Here is a 16,129-nt window from a genome sequence, read left to right on the forward strand (position 1 = left end):
AATTACAGAATATACCTACTTAAATCGTCATCTTTAACTAAAGCGCCTAAGTGTTTTTCAACATAAGCGGCATCCACTTCGATTTTCTCGCCAGCGTGATCAGCAGCATCATAAGAAATTTCGTCAAGTAAGCGCTCCATTACGGTATATAAGCGTCTTGCACCAATATTTTCTGTGGTTTCATTCACTTGCCATGCCGCTGCGGCTAAACTTTTAATACCATCTCCTGTGAAGCTAATGGTGACGCCTTCTGTGGCTAACATAGCGCTACTTTGCTCGGTTAGTGATGCTTTGGGCTCAGTTAAGATGCGCTCAAAATCGTGCGCAGTAAGGGCTTCTAATTCAACACGAATAGGCAGACGCCCTTGTAGCTCTGGTACTAAGTCAGATGGCTTACTCATTTGAAAAGCCCCTGAGGCAATAAATAAAATGTGATCTGTTTTTACCATGCCGTGTTTAGTGTTAACTGTACAGCCTTCAATTAAAGGCAGTAAGTCACGTTGGACACCTTCACGTGAAACATCTGGCCCATTGCTTTCACCACGCTTACAGATTTTATCTATTTCATCTAAAAATACGATGCCATTTTGCTCAACAGCTTCTAAGGCTTCGGCTTTTAATTCTTCTGGATTCACTAGGCGAGCGGCTTCTTCATCAATCAGCTGCTTTAAAGCATCTTTGATTTTAAGCTTAGTTTTTTTCTTCTTATCGTTGCCTAAATTTTGAAACATGCTTTGCAGCTGTGAGGTCATCTCTTCCATTCCTGGAGGTGCCATGATCTCTACACCAATATTTGCTTGGGTCAACTCTAGCTCAATTTCTTTGTCGTCTAGTTGACCTTCCCGTAACTTCTTACGGAAAATTTGCCGAGTGTGACTATCGGTTTTATCGCTGCTTTTATTATCTGCTTCTGGCCACTCAGACTTTGCTGGAGGTAATAAAATATCTAATATTCTCTCTTCAGCGGCTTCTTCTGCACGAAAGCGATTTTTAGCTATGGCTTGCTCACGTAACATTTTAACAGCACTGTCGGTCAGATCACGAATAATGCTTTCAACTTCTTTACCTACGTAACCCACTTCAGTGAATTTTGTTGCTTCAACCTTAATAAAAGGTGCATTAGCTAGTTTAGCTAGACGCCGAGCTATTTCTGTTTTACCGACACCAGTTGGACCTATCATTAAAATATTTTTAGGCGTGATCTCTTGGCGTAATGCAGGGTCTAATTGCATACGACGCCAGCGGTTACGCAAGGCTATAGCGACAGCACGTTTGGCTTTATTTTGGCCAATGATGTGCCGATCTAATTCATGAACAATTTCTCTTGGAGTCATATCAGACATAAATACCTACTTATAATTCTTCAATAGTCTGGTGCTGGTTGGTGTAAACACAAATATCACCAGCAATAGTCAGGCTTTTTTCTACAATTTCTCTGGCACTTAATTCAGTGTTTTGCAATAAAGCTGTGGCAGCAGATTGAGCAAAAGGACCACCGCTGCCAATGGCAATTAAGTCGTGCTCTGGCTGGATAACATCACCATTACCGGTAATGATTAGTGAACTGTGGGCATCGGCCACGGCAAGGAGAGCTTCTAGTTTGCGTAACATACGATCAGTACGCCAGTCTTTAGCTAGTTCAACAGCAGCTCGCATTAAGTGACCTTGATGCACTTCTAGCTTGGCTTCAAAACGTTCAAATAATGTAAAAGCATCTGCTGTACCGCCTGCGAAGCCAGCAATCACTTTGTCATTATAAAGACGACGTACTTTGCGAGCGTTACCTTTCATTACAGTGTTACCAAGTGAAACTTGGCCATCACCGCCGATGGCAACATGGCCATCGCGGCGAACAGAAACTATCGTGGTCATATTTTTTAAACCCTATGGCGTAATTAGCGTAGAGTTTAAGTGAGGTTGCAAGGGCTTAATTTCAAGACCAGTTCCAAATCTGACAAGTATTAATATTTTGTTGGCGTAATCTATTTCGATCGGCAGTGGCTTGACGCTTTGATTCGTAAGGGCCTAATATAACGCGATACCAAATACCATTTGTTCCTTCAGAGCGGCGAACTTCAGCGGTAAAACCAGAAAAAGCAATTTTGGCTTTCATTTCTTCTGCCTGACTTTGATTACGGAATGAGCCACACTGCATTTGGTAAGGTCCAGCTGCAGCTTGTTCGGTAACCTCAACTTTTACCTCTTTGTTTTCTAATTCTTTAATATATTGATAAGGCTCAGAGGTAGGCTTCTCAGGTAAGGGATCGGGTTTAGCCGCTACAGCTACAGGCATTTTAGGCTCAGCTGTAACTTCTAATGCAGGTTGCTGATTTAAATACCATAAAAAATAAGCAAAACCACTGACAATGCAGATTGCCAAAATAATGGCTAACCAAGGTATCGACGATGCAGCAGGTTTAGCTTTGCTAGGGCGACGTTTTCCCGGCTGACGCTTTGCTGTTTTTGGTTTAGCGCGGTTGGTTTTTACATAGTCTTTATGTGCCATGGAGTATTACAGTACCTCTTTATCTGGAACGGGCTATTCTACTTGGTTAATTATAAAAAGACAGCATGTTGAAGGCTAGTTTACTCAGCTAAGATCAATAGGATCAACATCTAGTTGCCATTTAACTTTTCGGGTTAAGGGCCAAGCCATAAATTCATTCAATAGTGAAGTTAGCGCAGTGTGAATAATACTGCGATTAGCGCTATACAGTTGTAATTGCCAACGATACTTACCAGCCCGGCGCTCTAAAGGTGAAGGAATAGGGCCTAATAACTGTAATTGAGGTGTTTTGTTTATTAAGCCAGCAACTTGGTTTAACCATTGCTGGCAATGCTCTGAGTTATGCGCCTCAGCTCTAAATAAAGCTAAATATTGATAAGGCGGTAATTGAGTATGTTTTCGCTCTAATAAAGCAGAACGAGCAAAAGCAGCATAGCCATTATGGATAATATCTTGTAGCAAATTATGCTCTGGATAATGGGTTTGTAATAGCACTCGGCCTTGGCTACCGCCTCTTCCCGCACGCCCAGCTACTTGCGTAAGCAGTTGAGCAAGTTGTTCTGGAGCTCGAAAATCACTGCTATATAAGGCGCCATCAACATCAACAATAACAACTAAACTCACATTGGGGAAGTGATGGCCCTTGGCTAACATTTGAGTTCCAACAATCAGCCTAGCGCCTGGGCTATTAATATCATCTAGAGCGCTATTTAGTGCGCCTTTACGCCGAGTACTATCGCGGTCGAGTCGGGTAATTGCAGTATCAGGAAACAGGGTTTGTAGGTTTTGCTCTAATTGTTCTGTACCTTGGCCTAAAGGGACTAATTGAGTGCTGCCACAGTCACCACATTGACGCGGGATCGCTTTACTGGCACCACAATGGTGACAAATAAGTTGTCGGCTTTGTTTATGATAGGTAGTAAAAGCACTGCAGCGGTGACATTCCGTTAACCAACCACATTCTTGACAACTTAATGCTGGCGCAAAACCACGGCGGTTAAGAAATAGCATGACTTGCTGGCCTAAGCTTAATTGTTTGCGAATATGGGCCAGGCTAATATCGGCTAACCCAAACTGTAAAACCTGCTGCTTTAAATCAACCAAGGTAAAGTCAGGCACTTTATAGCCTGTTGCTCGATCAGGCAGTGCTAAATGAATAAAGCGCTTATTGTCAGCATTATATAAGCTTTCTAAGCTAGGTGTCGCCGAGCCTAATACTATAGGACAGTGCTCTATTGCGGCACGTTTTATAGCTAAGTCTCTGGCGTGATAGCTAAAACCATCTTGTTGCTTTAATGATTGGTCATGCTCTTCATCAATGATTATTAAGCCTAATTGCTTAAAAGGCAAAAATAACGCCGAACGAGTGCCAATAATAACGGCCGCGGCGCCTGTTGCGGCCTGCTGCCAGCAATGTAAGCGTTCACTGTCAGTTAAAGCAGAGTGCCAGCATAAAATAGGCAGTTCAAATCTGGCTTGAAAGCGCGCTAAGGTTTGTGGTGTTAAGCCTATTTCTGGCACTATAACTAAGACTTGCTGCTGGGTTATTACGTATTGAGCAATACATTGTAGGTACACTTCGGTTTTACCTGAGCCGGTGACTCCTTCAATTAAAAAACGTTCAAAGCGGCCTTTAGCTTGATTAATTGCCGTAACCGCCAAGGCTTGATTCGGGGTGAGTTGTAATCCTGCTGCTAGGCGAGTTGGCGCAACAAAAGGACTTGGCGCAACAGGGTAAGACTCAACCAACTCTTTTTTAATCAGTTGGTTTAAAATAGCGCGGCTAAATTGTTGTAATAGCATAGACTCGGTTAGGTCTGACTGCTCAAGTGCTTGCCATAATGCCAATTGTTGTTTGGCGCGGCGTAACTGGTTGCTATCTAATGCTTTTCCTTTTTCGGTTAATCGATAAGCTAAAGGTTGGTAATCAGCTAAGTTTCTACCTTCACGTAATAAAGCGGGTAAAGCGCTAATAAGCACTTCGCCTAGCGGGTAATGATAATAATCTGCAGCAAAGCTGAGTAAACTGCATAATATAGGGGGTAATACCGGTTGCGGATCGATGATTTCAATAACCGTTTTCAGCTTATCTAATGCAAAGCTGCTATCTGGCGATACTTGCCAAACAATGCCAATAAGTTTGCGTGAACCAAAAGGCACTAATACCCGACAACCAACAGCGGGCGCGGTCAGCTCACTGACAAGGTAGTCAAAATGCTGTCTTATTGGTACTGGTAGGGCAACCCGAATTACAATCACAACATATCTCAAATCAATACAGAGCTGACAAGTGTAAGGACAGTGCAATTAAATGCCAAGTAAAACAAAAAAAAGCATTTTATTGTTCTAAGTTATTGCAACTTTGATGGTGATAGATTAAGCTACGCGCCCTAATTTAACTGAAATTACGTATGGTGTTCGGCAACAGAGTTTGACCGGATAGCGATGCGGCCTAACGAGGTAATCCCAATGAAAACAGGTATTCATCCAGAATATAAAGAAATTACGGCAACTTGTACTTGCGGTAATAGCTTCAAAACTAAATCAGCATTATGCAAAGACATTCACTTAGACGTATGTTCTGCATGTCACCCGTTTTACACTGGTAAGCAAAAAGTGTTAGATGTTGGCGGCCGTGTTGATCGCTTCAAAAAGCGTTTCTCTGTATTGGGCAACCGTTAATCGGTACCTTGCAGTTAAAAAAAGCACCTTAGGGTGCTTTTTTTATGTCTAATATTTGCCTAAAGCTAACACTTAAAATCAAGGATATAAAAAAGTAGTTTGCTCCAACATAAGTTAAATTGCATCAGCTATGCTTATAGGCTGGTACGATCAGAACGAATCTGGTTCTAATCTGAGTAAGCCCTCATTACACTATAGCTATCTTAGATAAAACAATAATAAAAACCTTTATATCTTATCTCACTTCAACTAGCAGGATAAATAGATGTCAGACTTCAGAGAACAAGCATTACGCTACCATGCCGAACCGACCCCAGGAAAAATAGGCATCGAAATTACTACGCCAGCTGAAACAGTGACAGACTTAGCGCTTGCTTACAGCCCTGGGGTCGCCGCTCCGGTGCGAGAGATAGCAGCAGATATAGATAACGTTTATAAATACACAGCTAAAGGAAATTTAGTGGCAGTTATCACTAACGGTACTGCCATTTTAGGTTTAGGTAATTTAGGGCCTATGGCTTCTAAGCCAGTAATGGAAGGTAAGTCATTATTATTTAAACGTTTTGCCAATATAGATTCAATTGATATTGAAGTTACTCACCGCACCACGGAAGAGTTTATTAATACCGTTGCTAATATTGCTGATACTTTTGGCGGAATTAATTTAGAAGATATAAAAGCCCCTGAATGTTTCGAAATAGAAAAAGAGCTGATTAAACGCTGCAAGATCCCTGTGTTTCATGATGATCAACACGGAACCGCTATTGTTACCGCAGCAGGCTTATTAAATGCGCTAGAAATTCAAGGTAAAGATATCACCAACGCGACTATTGTTTGTATGGGAGCGGGTGCTGCGGCTATTGCTTGTATGGAATTATTGATTAAATGCGGCGCTAAGCGTGAATATATTTATATGCTAGACACCAAAGGTGTTATCCATACTCGGCGTGAAGATTTAAATCAATATAAAACCTTATTTGCTAATAATACCGATAAGCGCACTTTAGAAGATGCAATAACAGGAGCGGATGTGTTTGTTGGGGTTTCAGGCCCTAATGTACTTTCAGCTGAAGCATTAAAGCTAATGGCTGATAATCCGGTTATTTTTGCTTGCTCTAACCCTGATCCTGAAATTGAGCCGGAGTTAGCTCATGCTACTCGTGACGATATTATTATGGCAACTGGGCGCTCTGATTATCCTAATCAAGTTAATAATGTTTTATGTTTCCCATTTATTTTCCGCGGTGCCTTAGATGTGCGTGCTAGTGTAATTAATGCTGAAATGAAAATTGCGGCTGTTGAAGCAATTAGACAAATTGCGAAAGAGCCTGTGCCAGGTGCGATTTTAAAAGCATCAAACGTGGATAAGTTGGAATATGGTAAAACCTATATTATTCCAAAACCAATGGATCCTCGTTTATTATCTCGAGTAGCTAAAGCGGTTGCACAAGCGGCCATTGACTCTGGTGTGGCACGCCTGCCTTTACCTGAAGGCTATATGGATTAACTAAATTGACATTAGCCTGCTGTTGCCAGCAGGCTAATATCATTGTTTTACTGCTTAAATAGATTAATTGTACTTAAAAAGTACTGTTTATTCTTCGTCTGGATCTGCGTCAATAATAATTGGAATATCTTTACCCTGACTGGTGAGTATTTCACGAACTTCTTGTGGTATTTGATGCGGGTTATCTTTTCGTAAATCATCATCAGCTGGCAGTGGCTGCCCTGTGAACGCGTGTAAAAAAGCTTCGCATAATAATTCACTATTAGTGGCATGTCGTAAATTATTGACTTGGCGACGAGTGCGCTCATCAGTTAATACTTTTAATACATTAAGCGGAATTGATACGGTTATCTTTTTAACAAGTTCAGATTTCTTTCCGTGTTCCGCGTAAGGGTGGATATATTCACCATTCCACTTAGCCATAATGGTACCTTGTGTTAGTTATTATCAGTTTATTGCCTTAGCAAGTGGCGAAATTCTATCGTGTTATGTCAGCGAGTCAAATAATGCAGCATAAATAATATTTTTAGCTAGTAAAATAGCTTGAACTATAAATTTAGCTGCGTAAAATAAGCCGTCTAGCCGTCTATTTGTGCTGGTTTATAATTTGCCCAAATAAACAATATAACCAGAACTCTATAATAGTGCTATTGATTCAAAATTGGCTCTGTATTAAGCCGATATTAATTGAGAAGCACTAATAGATTAAAGTTAGCAAGCTCGGGTTAAAGTGAGCATCACTAAGTTGATATAAATTAAAGCGTAAAATGCATAATGGTAATGAAACATGTTGAATACAATTAAGCGGGAAGAAAATAGCGAAAATCGAAATGTTGTTGCACAGGTGCATAAGTTTGGCGGTAGCAGTTTAGCAAACGCATCTCGCTTTCATGCCGTTTTAGAACTCATTTTACAGCAAGACAGCAACCAACCTATATGGGTAGTGGTATCGGCCCCTGGAGATTGTACAGATGACTTGCTCGCTATTATTGAACAACCAAACGACGCTGACCGACTCATCGCTATACTTGCATTACAGCAAAAATTAACTCGACTAATTATTGGCTGTTTACCCGCTAAAATTGCCGCCAATTGTAATCTAAAAATTAAAGCTTGGTTGCAAGATATTCCTTTGTTATTAAGGCTAGGGAAGCCTAACGATGTGCTGGCGATAGGTGAAAATATATCTGCGTTAGTGTTAAGTGAATTATTACTGTCAAAAGGTGTTGCTGCAGTTAAGTTAGATGCGAGAGACTTTTTATATTTCAATAATTATCAATTCGAATTTGTCTACAGCCAACAAAAATTAATAGCACATATCCAACCTGATACTATTCATATCGTCACAGGGTATATTGCCAAAGACATGGCTAATAACACTATCACCCTTGGTCGTAATGGTAGTGACTATAGTGCTACTTTAGTCGGTAGTTTAATTAAAGCTAACAGCATTAGCATTTGGACCGATGTACCCGCTATATATAGTGCAGATCCAAGATATTTTACTCATGCCCAGCCTTACGTTGCGGTTAATTGGCAACAGGCTTGTTTATTAGCGCAATTAGGTAACCCAGTATTACATCCCCGAACCTTATACCCACTACAGCAAGGTAAGGCTAGTTTACTAGTGAAAAGTAGTTTTAATAGCCAAAAACGTGGTAGTGCGGTTGTGTTGAATGCTAAAAGCCAAGATTTTCTGACCACCATACCCCAGGCCCAACTAGTCAGTGTGCCTATAAATGATCCTTTGTGCATCGATACGGTGGCGCAGCAGATACAGGTGCCATTAAGTCTATTTGATCAAACTAAGGAGCAACAACGATGGTTAGTGCCTTTAGCGGCAATAACGCTGTTACTGGAATATTTAACAAAGAAAATGCTAAAAGCGACTTTAGATCCACAACTTTATTTTGCTATTGCTTGGCTAAAAGCAGAACATACTAGTGGCCAATGCGATGCAGATAGAATACTAGAGCCCAATAGGGTTCAGCACCGTACTGAAAATGACGAAAGAATTATTTGGCTGTTAGCTGGGCCCTTAGCGAATGAAGAACTCAATAAGTTACATGATACTATTTTAAACAAGGCAATTTTACACACTACGCTTTTATAAAATGTAACTGTAAAAAGTGTTTTATGTTAACTATTAGTTTCAATGGTTTAAGTTGTTTATTTTCATAAGTTGACGCTAAGTTAGCATTCAAGACTATTACTCTATTGATATAGCTGTTTCAACATAACATAACTTGGCGCAGGAATGGTTTTACGTTAATCTGAGTAATAGCATCAGCTGGCTGTTATTGATTCAAGGATGAAATGTGAACCTGCTAAGCTTTAAATTCAACTATTTATCTGCAACTTTATGCAAATTTTTTATTGCTTTATCTTTACTGGCTATAAGCAGCTTTAGTGCGGCGCTACAACCATCTAATACTTTACTTGAAGATTATTTCCAAGAAACTTGGACTACTCGCGACGGCTTACCACACAATACAATCAATAGCATAAACCAAAGCACAGATGGCTATCTTTGGGTAGCAACTTGGGAAGGTCTAGCCCGTTTTAATGGTAGAAAGTTTCAACTGTTCGGTCGGGGTATGACAACAGGCTTACCTGATTCTGGAGTGCGTTCTTTAAATAAGGGTTTAACCGAAGGCATGTTAGTGACTAGCGCACGAGGCGGAGTCGCTAGAGTTAAAGATAACGAATGGCAAAGTTGGCCGCCTTTTGGTGTGCTAATTAACGCTGCAGCTGAAGAAAAGTCGGGAACTCTATGGTTTGCTAGTGAGGGTAAAGGCCTTTTTCGTCAACTGCCTAATGGCGAACGGCAGCAATTTACCACGGAACATGGCTTACCGAGTAATGTAGTGCATAGTTTATTGCTAGATGCAAACCAGCAACTTTGGGTAGGCACTGGCCTAGGATTAGCATTAATTGATCTAGGATCTGAACAGGTCATTATAAATACTTTACCGGCTTTACCTAAGGTGCCAGTATTTGTAATCAAGCAGCAACACCAACACATATTAGTCGGTACAGAGCAGGGGTTATATACCCTTGACCAAGGGCAGCTGGTGAGTTTAGAGCCTAAATTAAGCCAGCATGCTATATCAGCCTTATGGGTTGCTGGTAACACGGTTTGGATTGGCACAACCGATACCGGATTATTTAAGTTGACTGGTGCAAAATTAGAGCATTTAAGTATTGCTCAGGGCTTACCGAATAATCGGATCCTTTCTATCTATCAAGATCGTGAGCAGAGCGTGTGGATTGGCACTAATGGCGGCTTATTTCGTTTACGAGATGCTCCTTTTATTACTTATACTTCTGAAAAAGGCTTAGCTGGCGATTACATCCGTAGCGTTATGCGCCACAGTGATGGCAGCATTTGGGTTGGTACGAGTGAAGGTGTTACAAGAGTTAAAGGACACGAATTCCAACAGCTAGATCTCACTAGCCACAGCGTTGCTCAGTCAGTTTTGAGCTTAATGGAAGATCCTGATGGCTCGGTTTGGATAGGGACTTATACTGATGGTTTATTGCAATGGAAAGATGGCAAAATTATCAATAGTTACACTAGAAATACCGGATTATTGGCTAATGAAGTGAGAGCTATTTTAAAAGCGCAAGATGGCAGTGTGTGGGTTGGTACCGCACAAGGATTAAACCAAATTACCAAGCAGGGTATTAAAAATATAGGCACCGAAAATGGTTTACCTGCGCCTTTTATTATTGCTTTATACCAGCATGATGATCAGCGCATCTTTGTTGGCACAGGGGCAGGTTTAGCTACTATTGATTCGACAGGCACTATTACAACAGTCGATTTATCACACCTAGATGGTGCTGAGTATGTATTTGGCTTTACCTATGACAAGCAAGAAAATACTTTATGGATAACAACAGATAGAGGTTTAATTGCCTATGACTTAATTAATGGTAAAAAACAGCTAATAGGCCGTAAAGCCGGGCTACCTTTTGATAAATTGTTTCAGTTGGTGATAGATAAAAAGCAAAACTTCTGGCTTAGCAGTAATAGAGGTGTTTTAAGATTAAGTAGAAAAAATATTTTGACTTACTTTCAGCAACCTAGCACTAAGTTAGCTTATGAACTTTTTGGTGAAAGTGATGGAATGCAAAGTGCTCAAGCTAATGGTGGCTCCATGCCAGCGGCGACCTTAGGTGATGATGGAAGAGTGTGGATAGCGACATCTAAAGGTACAAGTGTGGTGGATCCGACATTATTAGCCCGTTTTTCAACTACAATTCTACCCGTTGTGCTAGAAGGTATTAAAGCTGATGGGAATGCTTTAAAGCTAACAGATAATTTAACAATCGAAGCCGGAGCGAGTCGAATAGAATTTCACTTTGCCGGTTTAGGCTTTGTCATGCCTCAGCGTATTTTATATCGCACTAAATTAGTCGGTTTTGATCATGACTGGGTGCAAAGAGATAGCCAAAATAATGCAGAATATACCAATTTAGCGCCAGGACAATATGAATTTAAGGTCAGTGCGACCTATCCTCAAGGTGTTTGGAGTGATGCTGTCGCTAGTTTTAAATTCACTATAGCACCACATTTTTGGCAACGACCTATATTTTGGGTTTTTATTGCTATTTCAGTTTTGCTATTGGCTTTATTTTTAGTTCGTATGCGCTTAGCCAGTTTACAGCAGCGTGAGAGGCTACTTACTAAGCAGGTGAAAGAAAAAACCTTAGCTTTACAATTACAGGCAGATAATCTGCAAAAAGTTGATAAAGAACGCTCAGAGTTACTTATACAATTAAAGCATCAAGCAGAAAGTTTTGAAATCCAAGCAAGGCTTGATGTCCTAACAAACTTAGCCAATCGTCGTGCATTTGATGAGGCTTTGGCACAAGAATGTGCTAGAGCCAAACGTACAGGTCAGCCGTTATCAATGGTGTTGCTAGATATTGATTACTTTAAATTAGTTAATGATCAATATAGCCATAGTGTTGGTGACCAAGTGCTAGTGCTGGTGGCCGCCGAAATTAACCAATATTGTCGAGAAGAAGATACTGTTGCCCGGTGGGGCGGCGAAGAGTTTGCTATTTTGCTACCACAAACAAAATTAACTGATGCTGTTGTTTTATGCGAGCGGATCCGTTTAGCTATTATGCAAATTGACTGTTCGGACATTGCAGAAAATTTACAGGTCACTATTAGTTTAGGTGTGGCTGAATATATACAAAACCAACCTTATGACAAACTACTTTCTCGGTGTGATACTGCCTTATATAAGGCAAAACAAAATGGCCGTAATCGAGTAGAGGTTTCAAATAGTTAAATTTAATATTAATTCACAAAAAGTGAATAACAATTCTTGATTGTCAATTCTTAACATTCTACACTAGGCGCAGTTTAGTGCTATACCTATATGTAGCCTCCTGTTTGAGATCATTACTATGTCATTATCTAAGTCATCAAATGCAAAAGTACGCAGTATAGTGCTAGGTGCCGCAGGCTATAGCGGTGCAGAGCTAGCGGTCATTTTAACCCGCAACCCTTATTTTGAATTATATGCAGCTTTTGCTTCTGCAGGCAGAGCTGCACAACCTTTTGCAGAGCTATATCCGCGTTACAAACACCAGCTTGATATTAGTATTCAACCTTGGCAAGACGAATTAGCGACTGAGTTAGCCGATAAAGTTGATGTCGCCTTTTTAGCTTTGCCGCATGAGGCAAGTGAAGCTATTACCCCTATTTTATTAAACAATAATATTGATGTTGTGGACCTTTCTGGTGCCTTTCGCTTAAAAAACATTGAGCAGTATCCTCAGTATTATGGTTATAAGCATCAGCATCCTGAATTATTAGCCGAGGCCGTTTACTCGTTAATGGAGTGGCAAACTGCTGACTTACCTAGACTTATTTCTGTGCCAGGTTGTTACCCAACAGCCTGTTCATTAGCCTTAATGCCGTTAGTGCAAGCAGGATTATTAGCAGACTCTTGTCTGCCAGTTATTAATGCCACTAGTGGAGTCTCGGGCGCCGGGCGTAAAGCGGCGCTAAATACCTCTTTTTGTGAAGTTGGTTTAAATGCCTATGGCTTTTTTAAACACAGACATCGTCCTGAAATAGAGCAGAATTTAGGCCGAAAAGTTATTTTTACACCACATTTAGGCAATTTTAAACGCGGTATTTTAGCCACCAGCGTGGTAACGCTTAAGCCAAATACTAGCGCCGAACAAGTTAAGCAAGCATTCGTCCAAGCTTATGCAGATAAACCCCTGGTTAGACTAGTTGATAGCTCACCCAATGTGGCTGATATTGCCGGTACACCTTTTTGCGATATTTATTGGCAGCAAGATGGCGATCATCTGGTAGTTGTATCGACTGTCGATAATTTATTAAAAGGTGCAGCAGCGCAGGCTATGCAAGCGGCTAATGTTCGTTTTGGCAAGCCAGAAACAGCTGGGTTATTTGCAGGAGTTGCATTATGACAATAAGTAATCTAACTGAGGCGAATAAACAGACACCCTTAGTGTTAAAAATGGGCGGCAGGCTATTACAAGACGATAAGGCGCTTGATGCTTTACTTAATGTTTGCGCGATATTAAAACAGCAATATTCTTTAGTTTTGGTGCATGGCGGTGGTGATCAAGTTGATCAGTGGCTCGCTAAATTTGGCTTTAACACTGAAAAATTGGATGGCCAGCGTATTTCCCCAACCGAACAAATGCCAGTGATTGCTGGCGCTTTATCGGGTGCAGTTAACGCCCATATGGTAGCAAGGGCTGCATTAGCAGGTTTAGCGCCGGTTGGCTTAACCTTAGCGGCGGGCAATAGCTGTCGCTTTGAATTAACGCCGCAATTAGGTGCAGTAGGGGTGGCAAAGCCACAAGATGCCAAGCTATTAACTTGCTTACTTGGTCAAGGTTTTACGCCTATTTTTAGCTCTATTGGTCATGGTGAACAAGGCCAGTTATTAAATGTAAATGCTGATTTAGCTGCTGCGGCAATTTGTCAGCTTATTCAAGGCCAGCTGGTTTTATTGACCGATGTACCAGGCATTTTAGATGGCAATGGTCAATTAATCTCAGAATTAACCAGCAGCCAAGCTGCTGAACTGGTTGAACAAGGTGTAATTAAAGGCGGTATGAAAGTGAAGTTAGATGCCGCCTTAGATACGGCTAAGGTACTGCGACGAAGCATCACTGTTGCCGGTTGGCAGCAGTCTGACGATCTTTTAAAGCTGATGCATCAACAAGCTGTTGGTACCCGCATCATTAATTAAACCTTAGATCTGGAAACCGCTTTGGCGGTTAAATAATCAGTATGAATAAATTACAACACCTCTTGAGTTTGGCGGAATTCACGCCGGCGCAATTTGCCGATCTTTTGGCATTAGCATTAAAGGTAAAACAGCAACCTGCTAATTATAGCCAAGCATTAGCAGGAAAAAGCATAGCATTAATTTTTGAAAAGCCATCTTTGCGAACAAGAGTTAGTTTTGATGTTGGTATAAATAAGCTAGGCGGCCATAGCGTGTATTTAGATCAACAAAATGGCGCTATGGGTAAGCGGGAAACGGTTGCTGATTTTGGTCGTAACTTAGCTTGTTGGACCGATGCCATAGTAGCACGTGTTTTTTCTCAAGCAACCTTAGATGAATTAGCTGCCACTAGTAATAAGCCGGTAATTAATGCTCTGAGTGATCGATTCCATCCCTGCCAAGCATTAGCCGATTTATTGGCCTTAACAGAACGTTTTACTGATCTTAAAAAAGTGCATTTAGCTTATGTAGGTGATGGCAACAATGTGTGTCATTCATTAATGCTAGGTGCGGCGTTATCCGGAATCAAGATGACAGTAATAACACCTGAGGGCTTTTTACCCGCAGCAGATGTTGTCACTCAGGCCAAGCAAATAGCACTGCAAACAGGCGCTAGCATTAGTTTAAGCCAGGATTTAAACAGCGCAAACGGCGCAGATGCTATTTATACCGATACCTGGTTATCAATGGGCGATAAAGCTAATCCTGAACTTATCGCTAAAACCTTTAGCCCTTATCAAATTAATCAACCGCTAATGCAGCAATTAGGTGTGACCTATTTTATGCATTGCTTGCCTGCGCATCGCGAACATGAAGTGACCAGCGAAGTGTTAGATAGCCAAGCATCATTAGTTTTATTACAAGCCGAAAATCGTATGCATGCGCAAAATGCGGTTTTAATCAGTTTATTTTCGTGAGGTTTTTTTATGAGTATTAAAAAAGTTGTTTTAGCCTATTCAGGTGGACTAGATACATCAGCCATAGTGCCTTGGTTAAAAGATAATTATAACTGTGAAGTTATCGCTTTTGTGGCTAATGTCGGTCAAGGCGATGAAGAGTTAGCTGGGGTTGAGCAAAAAGCCATTAATTCAGGTGCCAGTTCATGCCACGTAGTAGATTTACGTGAAGAGCTATTAAAAGAAGTGATTTACCCTACCTTAAAAACCGGAGCGGTTTATGAAGGGCAATATTTATTAGGTACTTCTATGGCGCGCCCGGTGATAGCGCGTGCTCAGGTTAACTTAGCGTTAGAGTTAGGCGCAGATGCGCTTTGCCATGGTTGTACCGGTAAAGGTAATGATCAAGTACGGTTTGAAGCGGCCTTTGCTGCACTAGCGCCACAATTAAAAGTAATAGCACCGTGGCGAGAGTGGAACTTTACTTCAAGACAATCACTATTAGATTACTTAGCTGAAAAGAAGGTACCTACCACAGCCTCAGCAACCAAAATATATAGCCGTGATGCTAACTTATGGCATATTTCTCATGAAGGTGGCGAGCTTGAAGATCCTTGGTGCGAGCCAACAGAACAAGTTTGGATGTGGACTAAATCACCAGAGCAAGCACCAGATAATCCCACCTATATTGAATTAAGTTTCGCTAAGGGTGAGCTCACTCACTTAGATGGTAAAGCGGTAGATCCTATCACAGCTATTGCGCAGTTAAATGCAGTTGGCTCTGAAAACGGTATAGGCCGGATAGATATAGTAGAAAACCGTTTAGTGGGGATGAAATCACGGGGTTGTTATGAAACACCAGGTGGTACCTTATTAATGGCGGCAATTAAAGGGCTTGAGGCTTTAGTCTATGATCGTGCCTCGTTAAAATACCGTGAAGAGGTTGGGCTTGAATTTGCTCAGTTAGTTTATGATGGCCGTTGGTTTACGCCATTAAAAGATGCATTATTAGCCTCTGCAACCAGTTTAGCCCAAGAGTTAAGTGGAGATGTAGTACTTAAGCTATATAAAGGTAATGTGACGGTTGCGAAGCGTCGTTCAGAAAACTCATTATATTCTGAAGCCTTCGCTACCTTTGAAGATGACGAAGTTTATGATCAAAAAGATGCTGCCGGTTTTATTTGTTTATTTAGCTTAGCAAGCCGGATCAAGGCTTTACATCAACAGCAAAAAGGATAAG

Annotated in this window: 13 protein-coding genes; 8 read left to right on the forward strand and 5 right to left on the reverse strand. The window is 41.0% G+C overall.

Annotated features, from left to right (window positions below; genetic code table 11):
- Positions 1-2 precede the first annotated feature (2 nt).
- The 4 genes from hslU to priA form a co-directional block, all read right to left on the reverse strand.
- Complete coding sequence (gene hslU / locus ACRCA4_RS02670) at positions 3-1,343, reverse strand: HslU--HslV peptidase ATPase subunit (RefSeq protein WP_433183762.1); 1,341 nt, start codon at positions 1,341-1,343, stop codon at positions 3-5.
- 10 nt (positions 1,344-1,353) lie between these two features.
- Entirely contained in the window at positions 1,354-1,872 is a 519-nt protein-coding gene (gene hslV / locus ACRCA4_RS02675) for an ATP-dependent protease subunit HslV (RefSeq protein ID WP_433183765.1), read from the reverse strand.
- 61 nt (positions 1,873-1,933) lie between these two features.
- Positions 1,934-2,506, reverse strand: a complete 573-nt coding sequence (locus tag ACRCA4_RS02680) for an SPOR domain-containing protein (protein WP_433183768.1) — start codon at positions 2,504-2,506, stop codon at positions 1,934-1,936.
- 84 nt (positions 2,507-2,590) lie between these two features.
- Complete coding sequence (gene priA / locus ACRCA4_RS02685; protein WP_433183771.1) at positions 2,591-4,765, reverse strand: primosomal protein N'; 2,175 nt, start codon at positions 4,763-4,765, stop codon at positions 2,591-2,593.
- Positions 4,766-4,975: 210 nt separating this feature from the next.
- On the opposite strand from priA, the gene rpmE reads away from it, so the two are divergent.
- Positions 4,976-5,188 carry a 50S ribosomal protein L31 gene (rpmE, locus tag ACRCA4_RS02690; RefSeq protein WP_433183774.1) on the forward strand — a complete coding sequence of 71 codons (213 nt, stop codon included), beginning with the start codon at positions 4,976-4,978 and terminating at the stop codon, positions 5,186-5,188.
- Between the two features lie 265 nt (positions 5,189-5,453).
- The gene (locus ACRCA4_RS02695) at positions 5,454-6,695 is read left to right on the forward strand and encodes a malic enzyme-like NAD(P)-binding protein (protein ID WP_433183777.1); all 1,242 of its coding nucleotides are present in this window, start codon (positions 5,454-5,456) and stop codon (positions 6,693-6,695) included.
- 87 nt (positions 6,696-6,782) lie between these two features.
- Here the strand turns inward: ACRCA4_RS02695 and metJ are convergent, their stop codons facing one another.
- Positions 6,783-7,118, reverse strand: coding sequence for a met regulon transcriptional regulator MetJ (gene metJ / locus ACRCA4_RS02700; protein ID WP_313908560.1), 336 nt, complete (start codon positions 7,116-7,118; stop codon positions 6,783-6,785).
- Positions 7,119-7,482: 364 nt separating this feature from the next.
- On the opposite strand from metJ, the gene ACRCA4_RS02705 reads away from it, so the two are divergent.
- From ACRCA4_RS02705 to ACRCA4_RS02730, 6 genes are all read left to right on the forward strand, one after another.
- Positions 7,483-8,808, forward strand: a complete 1,326-nt coding sequence (locus ACRCA4_RS02705; protein WP_433183781.1) for a hypothetical protein — start codon at positions 7,483-7,485, stop codon at positions 8,806-8,808.
- Positions 8,809-9,013: 205 nt separating this feature from the next.
- Positions 9,014-12,004 carry a ligand-binding sensor domain-containing diguanylate cyclase gene (locus tag ACRCA4_RS02710; RefSeq protein WP_433183784.1) on the forward strand — a complete coding sequence of 997 codons (2,991 nt, stop codon included), beginning with the start codon at positions 9,014-9,016 and terminating at the stop codon, positions 12,002-12,004.
- A 118-nt stretch (positions 12,005-12,122) separates the two neighbouring features.
- Positions 12,123-13,160: an N-acetyl-gamma-glutamyl-phosphate reductase gene (gene argC / locus ACRCA4_RS02715; RefSeq protein WP_433183787.1), complete on the forward strand. Its 1,038-nt coding sequence runs from the start codon at positions 12,123-12,125 to the stop codon at positions 13,158-13,160.
- Positions 13,157-13,954 carry an acetylglutamate kinase gene (gene argB, locus ACRCA4_RS02720; RefSeq protein WP_313908564.1) on the forward strand — a complete coding sequence of 266 codons (798 nt, stop codon included), beginning with the start codon at positions 13,157-13,159 and terminating at the stop codon, positions 13,952-13,954. Before argC ends, argB begins: the two co-directional genes overlap by 4 nt.
- A gap of 41 nt (positions 13,955-13,995) precedes the next feature.
- Entirely contained in the window at positions 13,996-14,910 is a 915-nt protein-coding gene (locus ACRCA4_RS02725; protein WP_433183790.1) for an ornithine carbamoyltransferase, read from the forward strand.
- A 9-nt stretch (positions 14,911-14,919) separates the two neighbouring features.
- A complete protein-coding gene (locus ACRCA4_RS02730; RefSeq protein ID WP_433183793.1) occupies positions 14,920-16,128 on the forward strand; it encodes an argininosuccinate synthase in 1,209 nt (402 codons plus the stop codon).
- Position 16,129 lies beyond the last annotated feature (1 nt).

Source organism: Rheinheimera sp. WS51, from assembly GCF_050936095.1.
Classification (GTDB): domain Bacteria; phylum Pseudomonadota; class Gammaproteobacteria; order Enterobacterales; family Alteromonadaceae; genus Alishewanella.

Bases quoted from the DNA above. Each gene is read 5' to 3' on its own strand.
- hslU (WP_433183762.1), bottom strand. From the start codon at position 1,343: ATGTCTGATATGACTCCAAGAGAAATTGTTCATGAATTAGATCGGCAC.
- hslV (WP_433183765.1), bottom strand. From the start codon at position 1,872: ATGACCACGATAGTTTCTGTTCGCCGCGATGGCCATGTTGCCATCGGC.
- ACRCA4_RS02680 (WP_433183768.1), bottom strand. From the start codon at position 2,506: ATGGCACATAAAGACTATGTAAAAACCAACCGCGCTAAACCAAAAACA.
- rpmE (WP_433183774.1), top strand. From the start codon at position 4,976: ATGAAAACAGGTATTCATCCAGAATATAAAGAAATTACGGCAACTTGT.
- ACRCA4_RS02695 (WP_433183777.1), top strand. From the start codon at position 5,454: ATGTCAGACTTCAGAGAACAAGCATTACGCTACCATGCCGAACCGACC.
- metJ (WP_313908560.1), bottom strand. From the start codon at position 7,118: ATGGCTAAGTGGAATGGTGAATATATCCACCCTTACGCGGAACACGGA.
- ACRCA4_RS02705 (WP_433183781.1), top strand. From the start codon at position 7,483: ATGTTGAATACAATTAAGCGGGAAGAAAATAGCGAAAATCGAAATGTT.
- argC (WP_433183787.1), top strand. From the start codon at position 12,123: ATGTCATTATCTAAGTCATCAAATGCAAAAGTACGCAGTATAGTGCTA.
- argB (WP_313908564.1), top strand. From the start codon at position 13,157: ATGACAATAAGTAATCTAACTGAGGCGAATAAACAGACACCCTTAGTG.
- ACRCA4_RS02725 (WP_433183790.1), top strand. From the start codon at position 13,996: ATGAATAAATTACAACACCTCTTGAGTTTGGCGGAATTCACGCCGGCG.
- ACRCA4_RS02730 (WP_433183793.1), top strand. From the start codon at position 14,920: ATGAGTATTAAAAAAGTTGTTTTAGCCTATTCAGGTGGACTAGATACA.